This is a genomic window from Nocardia araoensis NBRC 100135, from assembly GCF_000308435.1.
GTDB lineage: Bacteria > Actinomycetota > Actinomycetes > Mycobacteriales > Mycobacteriaceae > Nocardia > Nocardia araoensis.
Genome location: NZ_BAFR01000121.1, coordinates 1 through 21,438, shown reverse-complemented (window position 1 = coordinate 21,438; position 21,438 = coordinate 1). Strand labels below are relative to the sequence as shown.

Below are 21,438 nucleotides of genomic sequence, written 5' to 3'. Positions count from 1 at the left end.
GGACTTCTCGGGCGGTATCGCATCCCGGAACGCAGGCCACACCTCGGACTGCTCGAACTCGATGTGTGCCCGCGCGGCGGGGATGAACTCCGACAGCGTTCGCTCGAACTCGGGACTGCCCGCGTGCGAGTTCTTCAATTGCTGGAGCAATTTCTTGGCCCCGTCCTCCTGGCCGATCGCCCGATCGGCGAGCTCGTTGCCGTCCGGAACCGTGCGCCGGACTTCGGGCCAGAAGAACTGCTCCTCGATCGCCTCGTGCTGCGATTCCGCGATCACCAGCGTGGTCACCAGATCACCGCGTGCGCGGACCTCCGCGTCACCGCCGCCTCGTCCACGTTCCAAGGACTCGAGAATCCCGAGTACGCCTTCGTGGTCGGTGCGCAGGAATGTCAATGCGTCCACAGCGTTCCTCCTTCCAGGCGCCGGGCCGGGCGGCGACCAACCGCCTGAACGAGCCGACCGGCCGCTTCGGCCCTCACCGGGCACAGGGCTCACTTCGTACTCCTGTCGCCTACCCGGTTCCGTCGCGTTCATACCCTGTCCGACCTCCGGCGTCCTCGCCGAAGCCGCTCAGCTGTACCACCGGCGGTTCCATGTCGGCCGCGACTCGACCGAAAGCGACCACGGCGCCGGTGCGGACCGAGCCGGCCGGGACCGTGGTCGCGGACGTTCAGGAGACGGCTTGGCTGACCGCGTTGGGACCGTCGTAGGTCCGGCGATTCGAGCAGCGGACACCGACGCACTACCACCCCCTGGGCATGCCGAACCGCGGATCGGTCCCGCCGGGCGGCCCGCGCGGCCGGTAGCGCGGTTTCGGATGTGCCCGGGTGGGAATCGCGTCGGGGAGTCGACGCCAAGGAGGTCTCCGTGCCGGATGGGAACACTGCGAGCCCGCAGCGGGTCGTGATCGTCGGTAGCGGGTTCGCGGGGTTCACCTGCGCCCAGAAGCTCTGCCGCATCGTGGCCAAGGCGAACCGGGACGTCGAAATCGTGCTCGTCACGCCCAACGACTACATGCTCTATACGCCGCTGCTGCCGGACGTGGCGGGGGGACTGATCGACCCTCGATTCGTCGCCATTTCGCTGGCCGATTCGCTGCCGAGAGTCCGGCTGGTGGTCGCGAACGCGCGCTCGATCGATCTGCGGAACAAGACCATCACGGTGGCCGGGGAGCATCACCCGCCGCGGCAGTTGTCGTGGGATCGGCTGGTGCTCACGCCCGGGTCGGTGACCCGCCTGTTCGACATCCCGGGCCTGGCCGAGCACGCGCGCGGGCTCAAGACCGTCGCCGAGGCGCTGTACCTGCGCGAGCAGTTGCTGCGCCAGCTCGAACTCGCCGACGACGAGGACGATCCCGAGGTGCGGCGCGCTCGCCGCACCGTGGTGGTCGTGGGGGCGTCCTACGCGGGCACCGAACTCGTCGCGCAGTTGCGCGCCCTCGCCGACGCCTACGCCGCGCGCCGCGGGTTCGACCCCGCCGAAGTGCGTTTCCTCCTGCTCGACATGGCCCCGAGGGTGATGCCCGAGGTCGGCGAGCGGCTCAGCGAAAAGGTACTGAAAGTGCTGCGCAAACGCGGCATCGAGATCCGGCTGGAGACCTCGCTGACGAAACTCGACCAGAACTCGGTCGTGCTCACCGACGGCACGGTGGTGCCCACCCACACGGTCGCCTGGGTGACCGGAGTGACCGGCGCGCCGGTGCTGGGCACGCTCGGCCTGCCGCTGGAGAAGGGCCGCTTGGTCGTCGACGCGAAACTGACCGTGCCAGGCCATCCGGACGTCTTCGCCGGCGGTGACGCGGCGGCGGTGCCCGACCTGACCAAGCCGGGCCGGATCACCCCGCCCACGGCGCAGCACGCCACGCGGCAGGGCAAGACGCTCGCCAGGAATGTCGCGGCGAGCCTCGGCATCGGCACGGCCGCCGACTACAAGCACCGCGACCTCGGTCTGGTCGTCGACCTCGGGCCGGGCTTCGCGGTCGCCAATCCGATGGGCGTCCGTCTGTCCGGACTGCCCGCCAAGGCGGTGACCCGTGCCTATCACACGTTCGCCGTGCCACGAGCGGTCAACCGCTGGGCGATAACGGTCTCCTACCTGACCATCGCGGTCACACCCCGCCCCCTCGCCCTGCTGGGACTCGTCAGTCACGAGGAAGCGAGCTTCGGCGCCAGCGAGGGGATTTCCGCGCCGTAGGGGTCGTCGCGACGCCGTCTTCCTGACGGTCTGAGGCGACCTGCTTCCTTGTCGAACCCGTGCGGGGGAGCGTCGGCAACGGAGATGATGCGGGGGTGGACGAGATGACGTATCGGCGATCGCGAGTCGGGCTGCACGCGGTCGCGGAGTTGCTGATCGCCGGTCCGCAGCACCGGGAGTTCGGCACCATCCGGTTGGAAATCGTGCACCGGGGTTTCGCAGGTGTGCGTTGGCCGGTTTCGGTGATCGGGGAGGAACTGGTGTGGCCGCGCGGACGGGTTCGGCTGGCGGGAACCTATCGGGAAGTCGCCGAGGCCGCGGGTTTCGAGCCGGGGCCGCCGGAAGGGGTGTACGCGGACACCACGGGCGTGGATGCCGACGCGGCGATCGAACTGGATCCGTCGGCGGTCGGGTTGATCGAAGAGTGGTTCACGCTGGGGGACAAGGCGTTGCGCTGCTTGGCGTCCGGCGCGACACCGGTGCTGTGGCCGGAGCACTTCGATCTGGCGAGCACGATCGATGAGGTGAACTACGGGGTGTCGCCGGGAGACGATGCCCATCCTGGTCCCTACGCCTACATCGGGCCGTGGCGGCCGCGAACCGGCGCCTTCTGGAACGCGCCGTTCGGCGCGCTGCGGCCCCGCACCGCGGTGAACACCGTCGCCGCCCTGCTGGAGTTCTTCGAAGAGGGCAGGCGGCGCGCGGCGCAGGACTGACTTCCTCGACGGCCCCGCCCGAGGAAGATCAGGCGCCTTTGCGGGCCGGAGCCTTCTTGGCCGTCTTCTTCGCAGGCGTCTTCTTCGCCGCGCTCTGGGAGGCACTGCTCTTCGCCGCGCTCTTGGACGCGGTGCTCTTGGCGGCGCCGCTCTTGCCTCCGGCGCTCTTGGCCGCGGCCTTCTTCGCGGTCTTCTTCGGCTCGGCGCCGTCGCCGTCCGCCGTCCGCCGCCCGCTGGCCTCCAGGCTGCGCTGCAGTGCGGCGACCAGATCGACCACCTCGGCGTCCATCCCGCTCGGCGCGAGTTCCGGCTGCTCGGGCACCTTGCCGGTGCCGCTGGCGATCGCCTCGTCGAGCACCCGTTTGAGTTCGATCTGGTACTCGTCGGTGAACTGCTCGGGATCGAAGTCGTCGGACATGGCCGAGACGAGCGTCTCGGCCATCTTGATCTCCTGCGGCCGGGGCTCGGCGACACCGTCGAGGGACTCGAACTCCACGGAGCGGACCTCGTCGGGCCACAGCAGCGTCTGGACCACCAGGATGCCCTCGCGCACGCGCAGGGCGGCCAGCCGGGTCTTCTGCCGCAGCGTGAAGTACACCAGGGCGGTGCGTTCGATCTTCTCCAGCGTCCGGGCCAGCAGGACATAGGCCTTCGGCGTGCTGGAGTCCGGCTCCAGGTAGTAGCTCTTCTCGAACAGGATCGGGTCGATCTGCTCCGACGGCACGAACTGCAGCACCGGGATCTCGTGCTTCTCCGCTACGGGCAGTTTCGCGAAATCCTCGTCACTGAGCACCACTTTGTCGCCGTCCGGCGACTCGTAGGCCTTGTCGATCTCGGTGTACTGGACGGATTGGCCGCACACGGTGCAGACGCGGTCGTATTTGATCCGGCCTCCATCCTTGGCGTGCACCTGATGGAACCGGATGTCGTGGTCCTCGGTGGCGGTGTACACCTTCACCGGGACGTTTACCAGCCCGAATGCGATCGAGCCCTTCCAGATCGATCTCATACACCCATCATGGCCGAAGCCCACCGACCTCGCGAGGTAACCGGGATCGTGAGTGTCGCGGTTGCGACACGCCGGCGCAGCGGTCCCGGCAGCGCCGCGAACAGTGCGCTCATCGCCGCGACCGTCCCGGCGAGGTCGGTGCGGCCGGACAGATACGCGCGTTGCGCGTCCGGTGGCAGCGCGAAGAACGTGTCGAAGAACAGGGGGACATCAGCGGGCGGCAACGCCAGCAACGCGCGCAGCCCGGCGCGGCGCAACCGGTGGACGAGGCGTGCCGTGACCGGCCATACGTCCTTGCCCGCGGCCACCGCGTCGGCAGCGGCCAAAACGGCGCCGACGCTGTAGCCGGTCGCCGGATGCAGAAATCCGCCCGCAGCCCCGAACCTGCGTGCGCCCGGACGGCCACCTTGCATCGGAAAACGGACGTGCTCCACCGGTTCGTCGCCGGTGAGCCGGACGTTCCTGGCGCGCAGTCGCTCCAGCAAGCGTGTGCGCAGCTGCCCACCCGTCAAGGCGGGGCGGCCGGCCAGGCAGGTTTCCTCGAGCAGCATCCGCTCGTCGTCCAGCGGAACGGCGTAGAGGAACGAGCGCGGGGCGTCGGGGTCCGCGCCGTTGTCCGGACGCCAGTCCATGAACAGCGGCTCGAGCCCGGCGCGGTGTCCGGCGTCGACGATGACGCCGTAGGCGGTCTGCTCCGCCCGGGCCGGCGAGCGGGCGAGTCCGCGCGCGTCGACCACCCGGCCGCCGGTGATCGTCGCGCCGGACGCCAAGCTCACACGCTCGGGGCCGATATCGAGCGCGCGATCGGAGACCACGTTCGCATCGGCCAGGTGCAGTGACTTCTGTAGCCGTGTGGTGTCCAGCACCACGTATGGGCGGTCCAACCGGTGAACGCGCGTTCCCCACGCCGTCGGCCGGAGTACCGTCGCCGCGACGGCCTGAGGCGACAGCCACTCCGGCAGTTCATCGGCCCACGCCGCATAGGTGGCCGTCCACCTGCGCTCCGGCGCGGGATCGACCACGGTGACAGTGAGCCCGCGCACCACGGCGCGGTGCGCGAGGGCGCGTCCGGCCGGGCCGAGACCGCAGACGACCAGGTCCGGCTTCACGCCGCGCTCGTCCGGATCCGCAGGAGTCCGTTGCGATGCATGAGTCGAGCCTCTCATCCGCTCACCGGACCGTCACACAGCGACGGTCGGTACCCAGTGGATCGCGAAGTGAACGCTGCGTGAATGCCGTCGCGGGGTCCGGATCGGCCGTCCTGCGTGCCGAAGCGCGTCCGGCCGGGCTCCGCTGCCTTCCTGTGCGGGGGAGCGGAACAGCGTGTCGGCAGACGGCCGCACTCGGCGCGCCGACGGAATGTGTTCGGGCTCACCGGAGTTTGTCCCGCGTTGCTAGGATGCCGGGGCGCTGGCGCACGCATCCGGCTCCGGTGCCGAGTGTCAGGTGTCGGCGCACCGGTGCGCCGCGGATGGCGCGCCGGGCAGGTTGCTACCGGCGACCGCTGGAGTCCGAGCGCGAAAGCGGTACGACCGGAACGAGTTAGGGGTAGACGCAGTGTTCGAACTGACCAGGCGGCGCAGCCGGTGGATCCTGGCCGTGTTCGTGGTCCTCGCACTGGCGATGGGCACGCTGAGCGCGACGCTGTTCGACAAAGTGCAGGGCGGCGGGTACATCGACCCCGACAGCGAATCGAGCCGGGCGATCGCGGTGCTGCGCGACACCTTCGGCGAGGCCACCCCGAATTTCGTGCTGCTGGTGCAGACTCGCCGCTCGGTGGACGACGACGCGACGGCGACCGCGGCGACGAATCTGGTCACCGAGCTGAAGTCGCTGTCCGGCGTCGCGGGCGTCACGTCGTACTGGACCGACAAATCGCCCGCGCTGCGCAGCACCGACGGGACCAAGGGCCTGATCGTGGCCAGCATCCTCGGCGAGGAGGCCGAGGTGGACAAGCGGGTGGGTGATCTCGCCGAGCGGTTCGGCGGCACCCACGGCCCGCTCGAGGTGCGGGTCGGCGGCTACGCGATGCTGCTGCACGAGACGGTGCAGCAGAGCGAGAAAGACGTCGTGCTCGGCGAATCCATCGCGTTCCCGATCACGCTGATCGCGCTGCTGCTGGTGTTCGGCGGTCTGGTCGCGGCCAGCCTGCCGCTGGTCGTCGCCATGATCACGGTGATGATCACGATGGGCGCGCTGTGGCTGATCGCGAGCGTCACCGATCTGGCGGCCACCGCGACCAACGTCGCCACCCTGCTCGGCCTCGGTCTGGCGATCGACTACAGCCTGCTGATCATCAGCCGTTACCGCGACGAACTGGTCGCCGGTCAGCAGCCCGCCGCCGCGGTGGCCGCCACCATGCGCTCGGCGGGCCGGACCGTGGCGTTCTCGGCGGTCACCGTCGCCGTCGCGTTGTCGGGCCTGCTGTTCTTCCCGCTGCTGGCCGTGCGCTCGATGGGATACGCGGGCCTGGCCGTCGCGGTGATCGCCGCGACGGTGTCGCTGACCGTGCTGCCCGCGATCCTGTTCCTGCTCGGCACCAAGATCGACAACGGCCAGTTGTGGTGGTTCCTGCGCGCGGCCCGTCCCGCCCCCGGCGAGGGCGCCTGGCACCGCCTGGCGCGGTTCGTGATGATGCGGCCGGTGCCCATCGGGCTCGGGGTGACCGCCCTGCTGCTCGTGCTCGGCGCGCCGTTCCTCGGGGTGAACCTCGGCTTCCCCGACGAACGGTCGTTGCCGGAGTCGATGAACAACCGCCAGGTCACCGAGACCATCCAGCGCGACTTCGCCGCCACCGAACAGAACGGCCTGTTCGTGGTCCTGCCCGAAAGCGCCTACAGCGCAGCCGGATTGGACGCCTACGCCCGGGAACTGTCGGAGATCGACGACGTGCGCCGGGTCGACACCGCCACCGGCAGTTACAGCCACGGCGGCTTGCTCGTCGCGCCCACCGCGGTCAACGACCGCTTCCGGGCCGAGAACGCCGCCTATCTCACGGTGGTCCCGGATACCACGGATCCCACGGTGCTGGACCGGATCGCCGACGACGTACGCGCGGTGCCCGCCGCCTCGCCGGTACTGGTCGGCGGCGTGGCGGCGGCCAACACGGACGCGATCGACGCGGTGATCTCGGTGCTGCCGTACGCGCTCGCCTTCGTCGTGCTGATCATGATCGTGGTCTTGTTCCTGCTCACCGGAAGCGTGGTGCTGCCGCTGCTGGCCGTCGTGCTCAGTTTCCTGAGCCTCACCGCGACCTTCGGCGCGCTGGTCTGGATCTTCCAGGACGGGCACCTGTCCGGGCTGCTCGGCTTCACCGTCACCGGCGATCTGCCGCCGACGGTCCCGGTCATGCTGTTCGGCGTCGCGTTCGGTCTCGCCATGGACTACCAGGTGTTCCTGTTGGCCCGGATCCGCGAGGAGTACCGGCGCACCAGGTCCAACGCGCTGGCCGTCACTTCCGGACTGGAGCGGATCGGCCGGATCGTCACGGCGGCCGCCGTCCTGATCTCGCTGGTCTTCCTCGGCTTCCTCGCCTCCGACATCACCTTCATGAAGGCGTTCGGCATCGGTCTTCCGCTCGCCGTGCTGGTGGACGCGACCCTGGTACGCGGCTTCCTGCTGCCCGCGGCGATGGAACTGCTCGGCCACTGGAACTGGTACGCGCCCGGTCCGCTGCGCCGACTGCACGAGCGGTTCGGGATCGAAGAGGCTCCTGCCGCCGCGGCGGTCGCCGGGCGCGAGGACTGGCTCCAGCCCGCCCGGCTCTGAGCCCGGGACGACCGGGGAGGCTCGGTCCGGTAGGGTCGCTCGGGCGGCTTCGGGGAGGCCCACACCGGGTGGGACGGCTGCTGGGAGATGTGGGAGGGCGACCGCGATGACCTATCCGTCCGGTTCCGGGTTCGGCGGTGGCCCAGACGATCACGGGAAACCCGAGGAAGCGCGGTACGCGCCGGACTGGGGACGGATGTCCCCGCCGAGCGCGTACCCGATGCCCGCGTGGGAAGCGCCGCCGTTGCCGCCGCCGCCCGAGTCCCGAACGGGCGTGCTCGTCGCGGTGGTGGTCGGCGTCGTCGCCGTGCTGGTCGCGGTCGGCATCGGCGTGGCGCTGTCGCCCCGCGAGGATGGGCACCCGCAAGCGGCGGCCACGTCCGCCGAAGCGACCACCCGCGCTGGCGTCGGCACCGGCACGCGGTCCGCGAGCCCTTCGCCGCGCGGCGCGCACCCTTCGCCGGGCAGATTGAGTTACACGGAGTTCGCGAAGGACTGGGATTTCCGGTTCGATCGCGTCGAGCTGCACGCCGGCTGGGTCGATGGCCGTGATCACGCCGATTGCCACGCCATCGAGGCGGCGGGCAAGCTCACCGGTCTCGGCTGCGTCTACGCGGCGGAGCTGGTGTACCGCGCCGAGGGCGGCGCGCTCATGCTCACCCAGTTCGTCCTCGGCATGGCCGACGAGGGACGGGCCGCCGCGTCGAAGGACCGGTTCACCGACGCGGACCTGGCCCTGCGCCCCGGCTCCTACATCAAGGGCTACGCCACCGGCAAATGGAAGGACGGCAGCGAGAAGGAATTCGTCGTGGTGACGCTGGCGACGGCCACCGGCGCGGTCGATGCCCCGACCGTGGAGAAGTACCTGCGCTACCGGCACGCCGACACGATCGGCGCACTGGCGTTCCGCTAGCGCAGGCCACCGTCGTGCGCGGTCAGATCCCGCCCGTGGAGAGCAGCCCGCCGTCCACCCGGACCGTCTCGCCGGTGATCCACGCCGCTTCGTCGGAGACCAGGAACGCGATCAAGCGCGCCACGTCCTCCGGGCTGCCCAGCCGCTTCATCGGGTACACGCTCGCCGCGCGCTCCTCGTCGGCCGAGTACAGCGCGTCGGCGAACTTCGTTTTGATCACGCCCGGCGCCACCGCGTTCACCCGGATCTTCGGCCCGAGCTGCCAGGCGAGTTCACCGGTGAGATGGATCAGCGCGGACTTGGACGCGCCGTAGGCGGCGATCACGCCGGTCGAGCGGATGCCGGCGACGCTGGCCACGTTGACCACGGCGCCGCCGTGGTCGCGCATCCACGCCTTGTACGCGTCCTGGATGTAGCCGAGGGCCGCGACCACGTTCACGTCGAAGATCTTGCGCACGGCGTCGAGGTCGGCGTCCATCAGAGAGCCGAAGACCGGGTTGATGCCGGTGTTGTTGATCAAGACGTCCAGCGACCCGAACTCCGTGACCGCGCGCTCGACCGCGGCCGACCGATCCTCGGCGACACCCGAGTTGCCCGCCAAGGCGACGACCTGCCCCTGGTGGCCCAGTTCGCGCAGTTCCGCGGCGGCTTCCTCCAGCGGATCCTTCTTCCGCGCGGTGATCAGCACGTTCGCGCCGCGACCGAGCAACTCCGCCGCTACCGCCTTGCCTATGCCACGGCTGGCCCCCGTGACCAGAGCGCTCTTGCCCAATAGATCGGTACTCATGGCTTCGCACGGTAGCGCAGGCGAACGCGGCGGCCGTTACCGCCGTCACATGCGGGGTCCTGGTCGGTGGGCGGACCGTTCGTCCCAGGTAAAATCGGTGGTTCTTGTGCGCGTCGGGTCGCACAATCGAGCACACGTCCAGCACCACGATCCGCGAGGAGAAGTTTGTGATCACCGCGACCGACCTGGAGGTCCGGGCCGGAGTCCGCACCCTGCTGTCCGCTCCCGGACCGGCGCTCCGGGTGCAGGCGGGCGACCGGATCGGGTTGGTCGGGCGCAACGGCGCGGGGAAGACCACCACGCTGCGCATCCTGGCCGGCGAAGGTGAACCGTACGCGGGCAAGATCATGCGTTCCAGCGATATCGGTTATCTGCCGCAGGATCCGCGCGAGGGCAATCTCGACGTGCTCGCGCGCGACCGGGTGCTGTCCGCGCGGGGCCTGGACACGCTGATCCGGGAGATGGAGAAGCAACAGGCGCTGATGGCCGAGGTCGCCGACGACAAGGAACGGGAGAAGGCGGTCCGCAAGTACGGTCGCCTCGAAGAACGCTTCTCGGCGCTGGGCGGGTACGTGGCCGAGAGCGAGGCGGCGCGCATCTGCCACAGCCTGGGTCTGCCCGACCGGGTGCTCGGTCAGGCTCTGCGCACTCTGTCCGGTGGTCAGCGGCGTCGAATCGAATTGGCGCGCATCCTGTTCGCCGCCTCCGACGGCAGCGGCGGGCGCTCGGACACCATCTTGCTGCTGGACGAGCCGACCAACCACCTCGACGCCGACTCGATCACCTGGCTGCGTGGTTTCCTGCAGAACCACGACGGCGGCCTGATCGTCATCAGCCACGACGTGGATCTGCTGGCGGACGTGGTGAACAAGGTGTGGTTCCTGGACGCGGTGCGCGGCGAGGCCGACGTCTACAACATGGGTTGGAAGAAGTACCTGGACGCGCGCGCCACCGACGAGCAGCGCAGGCGCAGGGAACGCGCGAACGCCGAGAAGAAGGCGAGCGCGCTGCGCGCCCAAGCGGCGAAGCTCGGCGCCAAGGCGACGAAAGCGACTGCGGCACAGAACATGGCCAAGCGCGCCGATCGCCTGCTGGCCGAACTCGACGACGTGCGCGTCGCCGACAAGGTCGCCCGGATCAAGTTCCCCGAGCCCGCGGCCTGCGGTAAGACGCCGCTGATGGCGGAGAACCTGACCAAGGTCTACGGCTCGCTCGAGATCTTCACCGGCGTCGACCTCGCGATCGACCGCGGCAGCCGGGTGGTGGTGCTCGGGCTCAACGGCGCGGGCAAGACGACGCTGCTTCGCCTGCTCGCCGGAGTCGAGCAGCCGACGGCGGGCGGTCTGGTGCCGGGGCACGGTCTGAAGGTCGGTTACTTCGCCCAGGAGCACGACACCCTGGACGACAACGCCACCGTATGGGAGAACATCCGGCACGCCGCGCCGGACGCGGGCGAACAGGATCTGCGTGGGCTGCTCGGCGCGTTCATGTTCTCCGGCCCGCAGCTCGACCAGCCCGCGGGCACGCTCTCGGGCGGTGAGAAGACCCGTCTCGCGCTGGCCGGACTGGTCTCCTCGGCGGCGAACGTGTTGCTGTTGGACGAGCCGACGAACAATCTCGACCCGGTGTCGCGGGAACAGGTGCTCGACGCCTTGCGCACCTATGCGGGCGCGGTGGTGCTGGTGACCCACGATCCGGGCGCAGCGGAGGCGCTGTCTCCGGAACGCGTGATCTTGCTTCCGGACGGGACAGAAGACCACTGGTCGGCCGAATACCTGGAACTTATTCAGCTCGCGTGAGATTCATCACAGGTACCCGTTGATCACGGCCTGCTGAGTGCTTAGCCTGGAAAGACGCTGCTCGGCGACTCGGAGGAAGCCATGAGCGACAGGCCACAGAGCAAGGCCACATTGGGTAAGGGCACACGCGTCACCGGGAAGTCGCGCGACCGCCTACAAACCCAGCTGAAGAAGCAATACGAGGCGGGTGCGAGCATCCGGTCACTGGCGCGGTCCACCGGCCGCTCCTACGGTTTCATCCACAACGTGCTGGTGGAGTCGCATGTGCAGCTCCGCAGCCGGGGTGGGGCCAATCGCCGCAAGAGCCAATAGCGCCGTAACGGCGTGACGGGACGCCGGACGGTCATGCGGCCGCCCCGGACGGAGCATCCGACTGGATCGACGTCGACGGCCCCGAACTGGACACCCACCTCGCCGAGCTGCACGGCGGGGCGTCGATGCCCAGATCTTCGGGCGCACACCCCGCGACCACGGCGGGGTATCGACCGAAGCGGCAACACGATCCGTCGCCATTGGTCGACGCGCCCACCGAGCCGTTGCTGTCACACCGAACGGAGCGGCGCGCATCGGCCTTCGTTCGGCGTTCACAGCGCCGGACGACGCGGGGTTGCCGCCCTTCGCTGCGGTGAACAAGCTTTCGGCTGCCGGTGTTCCGGTGCCCGGCGGACGACGGGCGGCGGGTGACCGCACACGATGGCGTTCATTGCCTGGGTGTGTCGCCGCGGACCGATGGGCCCGCTCAGTAGCCCTCGACCGTACCGTCGCCGTTCACCAGCAGGTTGGCCAGGCTGCGGAAGATCGGCAGCCCGGTTTTGATCTCCAGGTAGGCGAACTGGCCCTGCGGGTTGACCTCCAGGAAGTAGTATTCGCCATCGCGGCCGAGCCGAATGTCGAGCACGCCGAAGGACAATCCGAGCGCGCCCATCAGGGTGGCCAGTGACTTGCTCACCGAGGCGGGCAGGTGGTCGTGCGCGAAATCGACCGATGTGTCCAGGCGGGAGTCGACCTTGCCGACGCCCGCCTGGGAGTCGATGCGCACGGTCCATTCGACCCCGTCCACCCACACCACGCGCAGATCGCAGGTGGCGTCGACGTAGTCCTGGAAGGTGGTCGGCGCCGAACGGATCGCGGCCAGCCTGGCGAAATCGTCCCTGGAGATGATCCTGGTCTCGGCGAACTCCGCCCGGCTGGTGCCGGTGCGCTTGTAAACGACCGGGCCGGGACGGGATTCGACGAAGCTGCGCGCCTCGTCCGGATCGTTGGTGATCAACGTCTCCGGCACCGCGAACCCGGCCCGCAGCGCCGTCTCCAGCTGGACGATCTTACGGGCCGCGGTACGGTCGGCGCCCGGGTCGTTGACCCAGTAGGCGGGGATGGACCAGAGCAGCCCCTGGATGAATCCGTCGCACTCGGCCTGGCGAAAATCGTTGTCCGACGCGCGGACACCGGCGGGAACCCGGGCGTGGTGCGGGCGCCGCCACCATACCGACCGGACGTCGTCGAGGCCGATCAGGTGCGACAGCGAGCGGGCGGTGCCCAGCCGGTCCAGCCGGAAGCTGCCCGACTCCCGGGGGAAATCGCGCAGGTCGAGGTGGATCGGGCCGAGCCCGTGATGTTCTCGGAGCGTCGCCGCCATCGCGGTGGCGTGTAGATCATCGGATTCGGACACGATCAGGACCGAACCGCGCCGGCGTGCGGCCATCCGCCTGCCGCTCAGTCGAGGCTGTCGCAGTTGATGCCGTCGTCGCTGCCGTTCATCGACTTGGTCTGGCAGTAGGTGAACGTCGCCCCGCCCGCACCCGGGCAGTCGACGAGTTGCAGCCGGTCGGCCCAGGTTTCGGTGAGCCGCCGCAATTGCTCGTCGCCGAGCGCCTCCGACGGTGACTCCGGGATGGTCATCGGACGATCGACCAGGTCGATCCGGAGCCTGCGGGTGAAATCGGCGGTGGCGCCGGCGCGAATGTCCACCAGCACGGGACGCCCGTCCTGATCGGCCTGCGGGGCGGTGGAATCCACCACGCGCAGGACATCGGACCGACTGAAGGTCCACGTTCCCTCGGCGACGCGCACGCTGATCTGCCGGTCCGATTCCGCGACCAGCAGACCCTGGAGCGGAGGAACGCGGTCACCCCTCGGCGTCGTCCCGGGAAGGTGGATTGCGTCGGTCATAGCCGTTTCTCCGATCTGCTCGCGATTTGCCACGACCCCCAAGCGTGTGAGCGATCATATCGCGATGAGCGGCGTTATCGGCTCGGATCGCGAGATTTCCCGGCCTGTGGCAAACCGAATTCCGATCCATAACGGCCGAGTACCGAAAGTTTTCCGGTAGCCTGAAAATGCTTACAAAGCAATCAAGGAGCTACTCTCCCGCGATGCGCGGATGCGGGCCATAGCCTGATATTGGCGGCTGTGCATCTGTACTTTCGCCCTGTTCGGCGCAGGCGGCCCGCGGCGGCCACTTCTGTGCGGAATCGTATTTCCTCCCGCCCCGCCTCGTCCGCGACTTGGTCGAAATCGACTGCACGCGAGCGGATCCCAATGGCGTGCCGACTTCAGTTCCGGTGCGCGTTGCGCTCCGCCCACCAAGCGGGGGCGTCGATGAAGTGGTTGTCGAACTCGTCCTGGGCGGCGGCGAGATCGGTCATCGGGGATTCGCCTGCGGCGATTCGTTCCAGCAGCCGGAAGTACTCGAAGCGCTGCACGCCCGGTGTGAGCGCGATGAGGATCCGCGCCGTGCTGTCCGGTGTGGCGCCGAAGGCGTGCGGCATGAATTTCGGGACCACGATCGAACCGCCCGCGCCGACGGTGACGATGCGGTCACCGGCGAGCAGTTGCAGTTCGCCATCCGCGACATAGAACAGCTCGTCGGAAAGCGTGTGATAGTGCGGCGCCGCGCCGTCCGCTCCGCGATCCATGGCGACCTCGAGCGTGCTCAGCCCGCCGCCCGCCTCCTCGGCGTCGATCAGCAGGCGCATGGTCACCGACGTGGTGCGCAGGGTCTCGGCGTCCTGCGGCTGGCGGATCGCGACGTCCTTGCGGGGCGTGGGGATGGTCATCGAAGCCTCCAATTAGTTCGTTGATTGATAATTCGGTACCGAACTATATCCCGCCGAATAAGATCCTGTCCATGACCGAGCGGAAAACGGACGCCGTGGACGCGATCGTGGCGCAGTGGAAGCGGGAACGACCCGACCTCGATCTCGAGGCGATGGCCGTGGCCGGACGTCTGGGCAGGCTGTTGCTGGTGGCCCAGCGTGAGATCGAGGCGGTGTTCGGCAGGCACGGCCTCCAGCGCGGTGAGTTCGACGTGCTTGCGGCGCTGCGTCGTTCGGGCGCGCCGTTCGAACTCAACCCGTCGGTGCTCGCCGACACGCTGATGCTGTCCAGGGCGGGCATGACCGGACGGCTGGACCGGCTGGAATCGGCGGGACTGGTGCGCCGCGTCGCGGACGCCAAGGACCGCAGGGCGGTGCGGGTCGGCCTCACCGCGGCAGGACGGGAACTGGTCGACACCGTGGTCACCGAGCACACCGCGAACGAGACGCGGATGCTGTCGGTGCTCACCGCGGGGGAGCGACGGGAACTGGACCGGCTCGCGCGAATCCTGCTCAGCAGCATGGAACCGGATGCGTAGCCGTGGTAGCTCACGCACCCTCGGATCCGCCGAATCGCGCTCTACATGGGGTAACTCGTGCCGCGATGAGGTAGCTCGATACTCGTGTCGAGCGGGCGCTCCTGCTCTACCTTGAGATTCCGTACCGAAGGGGTCGGTGCGGTGGGCAAGGAGGCCTCGATGATCGACATCATCACTCTCCGCGGCACCGGGGAGCCGCGCAACTCCGACGGAACGCCCGCGGGCATGCTGCACGACGTCGCGAAATTACTCGACACCGCCAAGTTCCGTTGCTTCGAACCGGATTGGCCCGCTTCCGTCGGCCCCGTGCCGGAGGTATGGGGTCCCTCGCTGGAGACGTCGGTACGGCTCGGCATCGCCGCCGGGGTGCGGGCGATCCAGGACTCGCCGAACGTCTGCGGCCTGCTGAGCTATTCGCTCGGCGGCATCTGCGCCAGCCGGATCCTGGAGGGCGTCCGGTCCGGGAAGTACAAGAACGCCGACGGCACGCCGCTGGAGATCGCCTTCGTGGTGAACATCGCCAACCCGTTGCGCCGGGCCGGACAGTCGGTCGACAATCTCTGCCCGGCGAACACGTTCGGACTGCACGGGCAGCGGGGTGCGTGGCCCGCGTCGGTCGACGTCCGCGAGTACGCCAATCCCGGCGACATCATCACCGCGTCACCGGCGGATTCGCCGTTGCGCGTCATCGATGTGGGCATCTCGCCGTTCTCCTTCGTGGAGGGCGCCCGGATCGGCAACGTCGCGCCGCTGATCTTCGCCGAACTGCTCGAAGTCCTGCTGCGCGACCCGATCGCGAACCTCGGGCGCTACACGACCGCCGTACGCGGTGTCATCGGCTATCTGACCCCGTGGCCCGACGGCCAGCACGTGCTCTACTCCGGACGGAAGATGCCGGGGACGAACGTCCTATGGACCACCCACGCCGCGGAGTACCTCAACGCGACGTACTAGCCGCGCTCACTGCTTGCGCCGGACCGAGGCCTCGACCAGATCCAATACGGCGGAGAGGTTCTCGTTGGTGTGGCCGGAGGCGATCCGGGCGATCAAACCGTCGAGGACGAGGTCGAGGTAGCCGAGCAGCACATCGGTGGGCACGTCGTCGCGCAGCGCGCCCGCGGCCTTGCGGCGTTCCAGGCGGGCCAGGGTGGCGGCGGTGAGTTCGGCCGAGCGTTGGGTCCAGCCTGCCCGGAATTCGGGATCGGTGCGCAGCCGCCGGGCGATCTCCAAACGCGTTCCGAGCCAGTTGAACTGCTCGGGGTGGGCGAGCATATCGCGCATCACCTGCACGATGCCCTGATTGGCCGCGACGTCGGCCATGCGTTCGGCGTCCTCCTGGGCGAGGGCGAGGAACAGCGCGTCCTTGTCGCGGAAGTGGTGGAAAATGGCGCCCCTGGATAGCCCGATCTCCTCCTCGAGGCGGCGCACGGTGGCGCCGTCGTAGCCGTATTCGGCGAAGCAACGGCGTGCTCCGTCCAGGATCTGGCTGCGCCGGGCGGCGAGGTGATCGTCACTGACCTTGGGCATGGGGATCCTCCAGCGGGGGATACACGGACCCCCGCGTCGGCGGTACACCGACGCGGGGGCTGGTCCGACACGAGACTTCGGCGGCGCGAGCACGCGCCACCGAAGGTGGCGCGATCAGGCGCGGATCATGTTGCGCAGCACGTACTGCAGGATCCCGCCGTTGCGGTAGTAATCGGCCTCACCGGGGGTGTCGATGCGCACCACCGCGTCGAAGGTGATCTTGTCACCGTTCTCCTTGGTGGCGGTGACCTTCAGGGTCTTCGGGGTGGCACCCTCGTTCAGCTGGGTGATCCCCTCGATGTCGAAGGTCTCGGTGCCGTCCAGCTTCAGCGACGCGGCCGACTCGCCCGCCGGGAACTGCAGCGGGATGACGCCCATGCCGATGAGGTTGGAGCGGTGGATGCGCTCGAACGACTCGGTGATGACGGCCTTCACGCCCAGCAGGCTGGTGCCCTTGGCGGCCCAGTCGCGCGAGGAGCCCGAACCGTACTCCTTGCCGCCGAGCACGACCAGCGGAATGCCCGCGGCCTGGTAGTTCTGCGCGGCGTCGTAGATGAACGCCTGCGGACCGCCGGGCTGGGTGAAGTCGCGGGTGTAACCGCCCGAGACGTCGTCGAGCAGCTGGTTGCGCAGCCGGATGTTGGCGAAGGTGCCGCGGATCATCACCTCGTGGTTACCGCGACGCGAACCGTAGGAGTTGTAGTCCTTGCGCTCGACGCCGTTGGCCTCCAGGTACTGCGCGGCCGGGGTGCCGGGCTTGATGTTGCCCGCCGGGGAGATGTGGTCGGTGGTGACCGAGTCGCCGAGCAGCGCGAGCACCCTGGCGCCCTTGATGTCGGTGACCGGCTCCGGGGTCTGCGGCATGCCCTCGAAGTACGGGGGCTTGCGCACGTAGGTCGACTCGGCGTCCCACTCGAAGGTCTTGCCCTCCGGCGTGGGCAGGCTGCGCCAGCGCTCGTCGCCCCGGAACACGTCCTTGTAGTCCTCGAGGAACATGTCGCGGCTGATGACCCGGTCGATGGTGTCCTGGATCTCCTGCGGCGAGGGCCAGATGTCCTTCAGGAAGACGTCGTTGCCCTCTGTGTCCTTGCCGAGGGGGTCGTTCTCGAAGTCGAAGTCCATGGTTCCCGCCAGCGCGTACGCGATGACCAGCGGCGGGGAGGCCAGGTAGTTCATCTTCACGTCGGGCGAGATGCGGCCTTCGAAGTTACGGTTGCCCGACAGCACCGCGGTGACGGTGAGGTCGTTGTCGTTGACCGCCTTGGAGATCTCCTCCGGCAGCGGGCCGGTGTTGCCGATACAGGTGGCGCAACCGAACGCGACCAGGTTGAAGCCCAGCTTGTCCAGGTACGGCCACAGGCCCGCCTTCTCGTAGTAGCCGTTGACCACCTGCGAGCCCGGCGCCATGGAGGTCTTCACCCACGGCTTGCGGGTCAGGCCCTTCTCCACCGCGTTGCGGGCCAGCAGGGCGGCGCCGAGCATGACCGACGGGTTGGAGGTGTTGGTGCAGGAGGTGATCGAGGCGACCACGACCGCGCCGTGGTCCAGGACGAAGTCGCCGTACTCCTCGCTGCGCACCTTCACGGGCTTGGACGGACGGCCCTCGGCGCCGTTGGCGGCCGACGCCAGCGGCTCGGCGCCGTCGTCGGCGAAGGACAGCACGGCCGGGTCGCTGGCCGGGAAGGACTCCTCGACGGCCTCGTCCAGCTTGCTGTGCGGGGTGTCGGCGGCGGGGCCGCTCTCCGCGTCGCTGGTGTAGTTGTGGATGTCCTTGCGGAACGCGATCTTGGACTCCGACAGCAGGATCCGGTCCTGCGGGCGCTTCGGGCCCGCGATGGACGGCACCACGGTGCTCAGATCCAGCTCGAGGTACTCGGAGTAGGCGGGCTCGGAGTCGGGATCATGCCAGAGGCCCTGCTCCTTGGCGTACGCCTCGACCAGCGCGACCTGCTCGTCGGAGCGGCCGGTCAGACGCAGGTAGTCGACGGTCACGTCGTCGATCGGGAAGATCGCCGCGGTGGAACCGAATTCGGGGCTCATGTTGCCAAGGGTGGCGCGGTTGGCCAGCGGCACCTCGGCCACGCCCTTGCCGTAGAACTCGACGAACTTGCCGACCACACCGTGCTTGCGCAGCATGTCGGTGACGGTGAGCACGACGTCGGTGGCGGTCACGCCGGGCTGGATCTCACCGGTCAGCTTGAAGCCGACGACGCGCGGGATCAGCATCGAGACGGGCTGGCCGAGCATGGCCGCCTCGGCCTCGATGCCGCCGACGCCCCAGCCGAGGACGCCGAGGCCGTTGACCATGGTGGTGTGCGAGTCGGTGCCGACACAGGTGTCGGGGTAGGCCTGGCCGTTGCGGACCATGACGACGCGGGCCAGGTGCTCGATGTTGACCTGGTGCACGATGCCGGTGCTCGGCGGGACGACCTTGAAGTCGTCGAACGCGGTCTGGCCCCAGCGCAGGAACTGGTAGCGCTCGCCGTTGCGCTGGTATTCGATGTCGACGTTGCGCTCGAAGGCGTCGGCGCGGCCGAAGACGTCGATGATGACGGAGTGGTCGATGACCATCTCGGCGGGGGCGAGCGGGTTCACCTTGTCCGGGTCGCCGCCCAGGGTGGCCACGGCCTCGCGCATGGTGGCCAGGTCGACGATGCACGGCACGCCGGTGAAGTCCTGCATGATGACGCGGGCGGGCGTGAACTGGATCTCGGTGTTCGGCTGCGCCGTGGGATCCCAGCTCGCGATGGCGCGGATGTGATCGGCGGTGATGTTGGCGCCGTCCTCGGTGCGGAGGAGGTTCTCCGCGAGGACCTTCAGTGCGTAGGGGAGTTTCTCGGTGCCGGGCACGGCGGAGAGGCGGAAGATCTCGTAGGAGTTGCTTCCCACCTCGAGGGTGCCCTTGGCGCCGAAAGTATCGATACTTGTCGTCACGTCAGCTCCACTCGTCTTTGCGGGCGGCCACCGGCGGGGCTGTGCCGGCGGCCGAGTCTTCGGAGGGGCTCCGGCGCCGCTCGGGCGCCGGTTCCTCGCGCCTAGAACCTTAACAGTACGCTTGTCCTGTGAAATGCCAGGGGGTGGTTCGGCGTGCCGTGCGCGCGGGATGCGACACTCCGTCGCGTACTGTGCTTTCGAGCCAGCAAGGGGGATCTTGCTCGCCCTGCAGTGTTGGATGCCCGTCGCTTCGGTTGCCGATGCGGCTCGACAGACCGGATGGAAGATGACCGCCCCGCTCAACTCGGTTTTCACCCCTATGGCCGCCGAATTGCCGCCGAATGTCACCACCGACACCGTGCGCACGCTCAACGCCGATCTGGCCGACGATCACGTCGCGACGCTGACCGGCAAGGACAAGACGGAACTGGCCGCCATCGCGGCGGAGGCGCGATCGCAAGGAATCCCGCTGAGCATCGTGGTCGTCCCCGGCAATCCAGGACACGACTCGAGCCTACGGGACTTGGCCACCGAGATCGGCAAGACACAGCACGGGACCGTGGTCGTCTTCAGTGACGACTGGGTCGGCACCTACAGCGACACGATCAGCCGCGTGCGGCTGGAGTGGGCCGAGGACGCCGCCAAGAGCACGCAGGGCAGGAGCGGGGAAGCCGCGAGCATCTTCGCCGCCCGCTTGGAGACGCCGGAGTCGGTGTCCTGGACCGCTATCACCTGTGCGCTGCTGGCCGGGACGGTCGCGGTCATCGCCGGACTGTACTGGGTCAAGGCGCGGCGGGCGGCGGACGACGCGCGGCCGGTGCGAGTTTCGAGCGAGGCGCGGACGCCGGGGGACGAACAGCCCGACGCTCGCGCCGTCTGAGTTCCTCCTGACGCTTCCGCTGCGCGTCCGGCTCGGTTCTCGCGGTCCGCACGCCCGGAACGGCGGCGGTCGTTTCATCGCCGCGCAGGACCCCGCGGTCGCTGGAGCGCTGACGCCGCCTTCGCTCGATGCGAAGCCACGACATGTCCGATTCGGGCGTATATCAGGGCGCGGGTATCTGCGCGGCTAATTTTCCGGACGGTTGGTCTGTCGTCGCATACCGACCTCTAGCAGCCATCTAGCAAATTTCGGGCAATGGCGAAATTGCGGGCATTCGCGATGTTTGTTGCAGTTTTGTCGGTGACGTAAGTGTCGTACGGTTCGAATGGTCCCTAACGGGGAATGAGTGTTCCCAGAGGCCATCTGTCGACCACAGTGCATCATGGTTCGCCTGATGCCCTCGAGGATTGCCGGAATCCGGTCCTTGGAGGTGTGATGCGCAACAACGGCGGGCTCACCAACCGGCGCCGACTATCGGTCGCTGTGGGGTTGCTGATTGCGGTCGCTGTAGTGGTCACGACTGGACCGGTCGCCGCTGTGCCGCCTCCCCCGCCAAACCCCAGCGACGGCGAGATCGCGCAGGCAGGCGCGCAGGTCGACGCCGGTGTCGCCGAGGTCGGCACCCTGATCAACCAGGTCGCCGTGGCCGATCAGCAGCTGGGGCAGCTCGACGACGCCGTCGCACAGCGCAGGGAAGACGTCAACAGGGCGTTGGTCGACCTGCAGACCGCACGCGACGCCGCCGACGCGGCCGCCGTCGTGGTGGTGGACACCCAGCTGGCCTTGGCCGACGCCGCGGCCGAGGTGGGCCGAGCGCGCCGCGATTTCGATCAGTTCGCGACCCAGGCCTATACCAATCCGGGCTCCGACTCGATGGTCACCTATCTCGCCGCGGCCACCCCCTCGGTCGCGCTGGACCGGGCCCAGCTGCTCGAGCTGGTCTCCAAGAACCGCAGGCAGGTGCTGGACGGCCTGCGTCGCGCGCAGATCGATCACGGCAACAAGAACTCCACCGCCCGGCGGGCGAAAGCCGACGCCGACGCCGCCGCCGCCGTCGCCGCGGCGCGCAAGGCCGACGCCGAGAACGCGGTCGCCGCGGCCAAGGCCGAACTCGATCGCCAGACCGCCCAGCGCGACGATCTGCTGCTGCGCCGACAGGACGCCCAGGGGCGGTTGGATCAAGCGCGGCAGAACGTGGCGGGCCTGCAGGACCAGCGGGACGCGTACCTGACCTGGGACGCCATGCGGAAGGCGGAGGAGGCGGCGGTGCGTGCCGCC

The 21,438-nt window shown here is 68.8% G+C and carries 18 protein-coding genes and 1 pseudogene; 10 read left to right on the top strand and 9 right to left on the bottom strand.

Annotated elements, in window-relative coordinates:
- Positions 1-402 (bottom strand): hemerythrin domain-containing protein (locus ON21_RS15655; RefSeq protein WP_039798691.1); only part of this gene is annotated, 402 nt, incomplete at its 3' end.
- A 465-nt stretch (positions 403-867) separates the two neighbouring features.
- Here ON21_RS15655 and ON21_RS15650 point away from each other — a divergent pair.
- The gene (locus ON21_RS15650; protein ID WP_245562617.1) at positions 868-2,193 is read left to right on the top strand and encodes an NAD(P)/FAD-dependent oxidoreductase; all 1,326 of its coding nucleotides are present in this window, start codon (positions 868-870) and stop codon (positions 2,191-2,193) included.
- 104 nt (positions 2,194-2,297) lie between these two features.
- Positions 2,298-2,909 (top strand): hypothetical protein, encoded by a 612-nt coding sequence (locus tag ON21_RS15645; protein ID WP_039798701.1) that lies wholly within the window; start codon positions 2,298-2,300, stop codon positions 2,907-2,909.
- Between the two features lie 28 nt (positions 2,910-2,937).
- Here the strand turns inward: ON21_RS15645 and ku are convergent, their stop codons facing one another.
- Positions 2,938-3,918 carry a non-homologous end joining protein Ku gene (ku, locus tag ON21_RS15640; RefSeq protein WP_039798690.1) on the bottom strand — a complete coding sequence of 327 codons (981 nt, stop codon included), beginning with the start codon at positions 3,916-3,918 and terminating at the stop codon, positions 2,938-2,940.
- Positions 3,915-5,027, bottom strand: coding sequence for a lycopene cyclase family protein (locus tag ON21_RS15635; RefSeq protein ID WP_039798689.1), 1,113 nt, complete (start codon positions 5,025-5,027; stop codon positions 3,915-3,917). The genes ku and ON21_RS15635 overlap by 4 nt, the downstream gene beginning before the upstream one ends.
- 448 nt (positions 5,028-5,475) lie before the next feature.
- On the opposite strand from ON21_RS15635, the gene ON21_RS15630 reads away from it, so the two are divergent.
- Both ON21_RS15630 and ON21_RS37910 read left to right on the top strand, forming a co-directional pair.
- Positions 5,476-7,686 (top strand): MMPL family transporter, encoded by a 2,211-nt coding sequence (locus tag ON21_RS15630; protein ID WP_051020840.1) that lies wholly within the window; start codon positions 5,476-5,478, stop codon positions 7,684-7,686.
- Between the two features lie 106 nt (positions 7,687-7,792).
- On the top strand, positions 7,793-8,599 hold the full coding sequence (locus ON21_RS37910; protein ID WP_039798687.1) for a hypothetical protein: 807 nt from the start codon (positions 7,793-7,795) through the stop codon (positions 8,597-8,599).
- 22 nt (positions 8,600-8,621) lie between these two features.
- Here ON21_RS37910 and ON21_RS15620 read toward each other — a convergent pair whose 3' ends face one another.
- Entirely contained in the window at positions 8,622-9,386 is a 765-nt protein-coding gene (locus tag ON21_RS15620) for an SDR family oxidoreductase (protein ID WP_039798686.1), read from the bottom strand.
- A gap of 167 nt (positions 9,387-9,553) precedes the next feature.
- Here ON21_RS15620 and ON21_RS15615 point away from each other — a divergent pair, with 167 nt between their 5' ends.
- Both ON21_RS15615 and ON21_RS15610 read left to right on the top strand, forming a co-directional pair.
- Complete coding sequence (locus ON21_RS15615) at positions 9,554-11,185, top strand: ABC-F family ATP-binding cassette domain-containing protein (RefSeq protein WP_039798697.1); 1,632 nt, start codon at positions 9,554-9,556, stop codon at positions 11,183-11,185.
- 81 nt (positions 11,186-11,266) lie between these two features.
- Positions 11,267-11,497 carry a helix-turn-helix domain-containing protein gene (locus ON21_RS15610; protein WP_039798685.1) on the top strand — a complete coding sequence of 77 codons (231 nt, stop codon included), beginning with the start codon at positions 11,267-11,269 and terminating at the stop codon, positions 11,495-11,497.
- Positions 11,498-11,924: 427 nt separating this feature from the next.
- Here the strand turns inward: ON21_RS15610 and ON21_RS15605 are convergent, their stop codons facing one another.
- The 3 genes from ON21_RS15605 to ON21_RS15595 all read right to left on the bottom strand — a co-directional run bounded on the left by ON21_RS15605 (position 11,925) and on the right by ON21_RS15595 (position 14,241).
- The gene (locus tag ON21_RS15605) at positions 11,925-12,854 is read right to left on the bottom strand and encodes an MvdC/MvdD family ATP grasp protein (protein ID WP_245562616.1); all 930 of its coding nucleotides are present in this window, start codon (positions 12,852-12,854) and stop codon (positions 11,925-11,927) included.
- 44 nt (positions 12,855-12,898) lie between these two features.
- Positions 12,899-13,354 (bottom strand): hypothetical protein, encoded by a 456-nt coding sequence (locus tag ON21_RS15600; protein WP_039798683.1) that lies wholly within the window; start codon positions 13,352-13,354, stop codon positions 12,899-12,901.
- A 383-nt stretch (positions 13,355-13,737) separates the two neighbouring features.
- Positions 13,738-14,241, bottom strand: a complete 504-nt coding sequence (locus ON21_RS15595; RefSeq protein WP_039798682.1) for a cupin domain-containing protein — start codon at positions 14,239-14,241, stop codon at positions 13,738-13,740.
- A gap of 71 nt (positions 14,242-14,312) precedes the next feature.
- On the opposite strand from ON21_RS15595, the gene ON21_RS15590 reads away from it, so the two are divergent.
- Together ON21_RS15590 and ON21_RS15585 are read left to right on the top strand one after the other, a co-directional pair.
- The gene (locus ON21_RS15590; RefSeq protein ID WP_174372173.1) at positions 14,313-14,819 is read left to right on the top strand and encodes a MarR family winged helix-turn-helix transcriptional regulator; all 507 of its coding nucleotides are present in this window, start codon (positions 14,313-14,315) and stop codon (positions 14,817-14,819) included.
- 159 nt (positions 14,820-14,978) lie between these two features.
- The gene (locus ON21_RS15585) at positions 14,979-15,773 is read left to right on the top strand and encodes a hypothetical protein (protein WP_039798692.1); all 795 of its coding nucleotides are present in this window, start codon (positions 14,979-14,981) and stop codon (positions 15,771-15,773) included.
- A gap of 6 nt (positions 15,774-15,779) precedes the next feature.
- On the opposite strand, the gene ON21_RS15580 is transcribed toward ON21_RS15585, so the two are convergent.
- Both ON21_RS15580 and ON21_RS15575 read right to left on the bottom strand, forming a co-directional pair.
- Positions 15,780-16,346 (bottom strand): TetR/AcrR family transcriptional regulator, encoded by a 567-nt coding sequence (locus ON21_RS15580; protein WP_039798681.1) that lies wholly within the window; start codon positions 16,344-16,346, stop codon positions 15,780-15,782.
- A gap of 114 nt (positions 16,347-16,460) precedes the next feature.
- Positions 16,461-19,280, bottom strand: a complete 2,820-nt coding sequence (locus tag ON21_RS15575; RefSeq protein ID WP_039798680.1) for an aconitate hydratase — start codon at positions 19,278-19,280, stop codon at positions 16,461-16,463.
- Between the two features lie 286 nt (positions 19,281-19,566).
- On the opposite strand from ON21_RS15575, the gene ON21_RS15570 reads away from it, so the two are divergent.
- Both ON21_RS15570 and ON21_RS15565 read left to right on the top strand, forming a co-directional pair.
- Positions 19,567-20,160 (top strand): Rv1476 family membrane protein, encoded by a 594-nt coding sequence (locus tag ON21_RS15570; protein ID WP_039798679.1) that lies wholly within the window; start codon positions 19,567-19,569, stop codon positions 20,158-20,160.
- Between the two features lie 435 nt (positions 20,161-20,595).
- A pseudogene (locus ON21_RS15565) lies at positions 20,596-21,438 on the top strand (NlpC/P60 family protein); the annotation flags it as partial.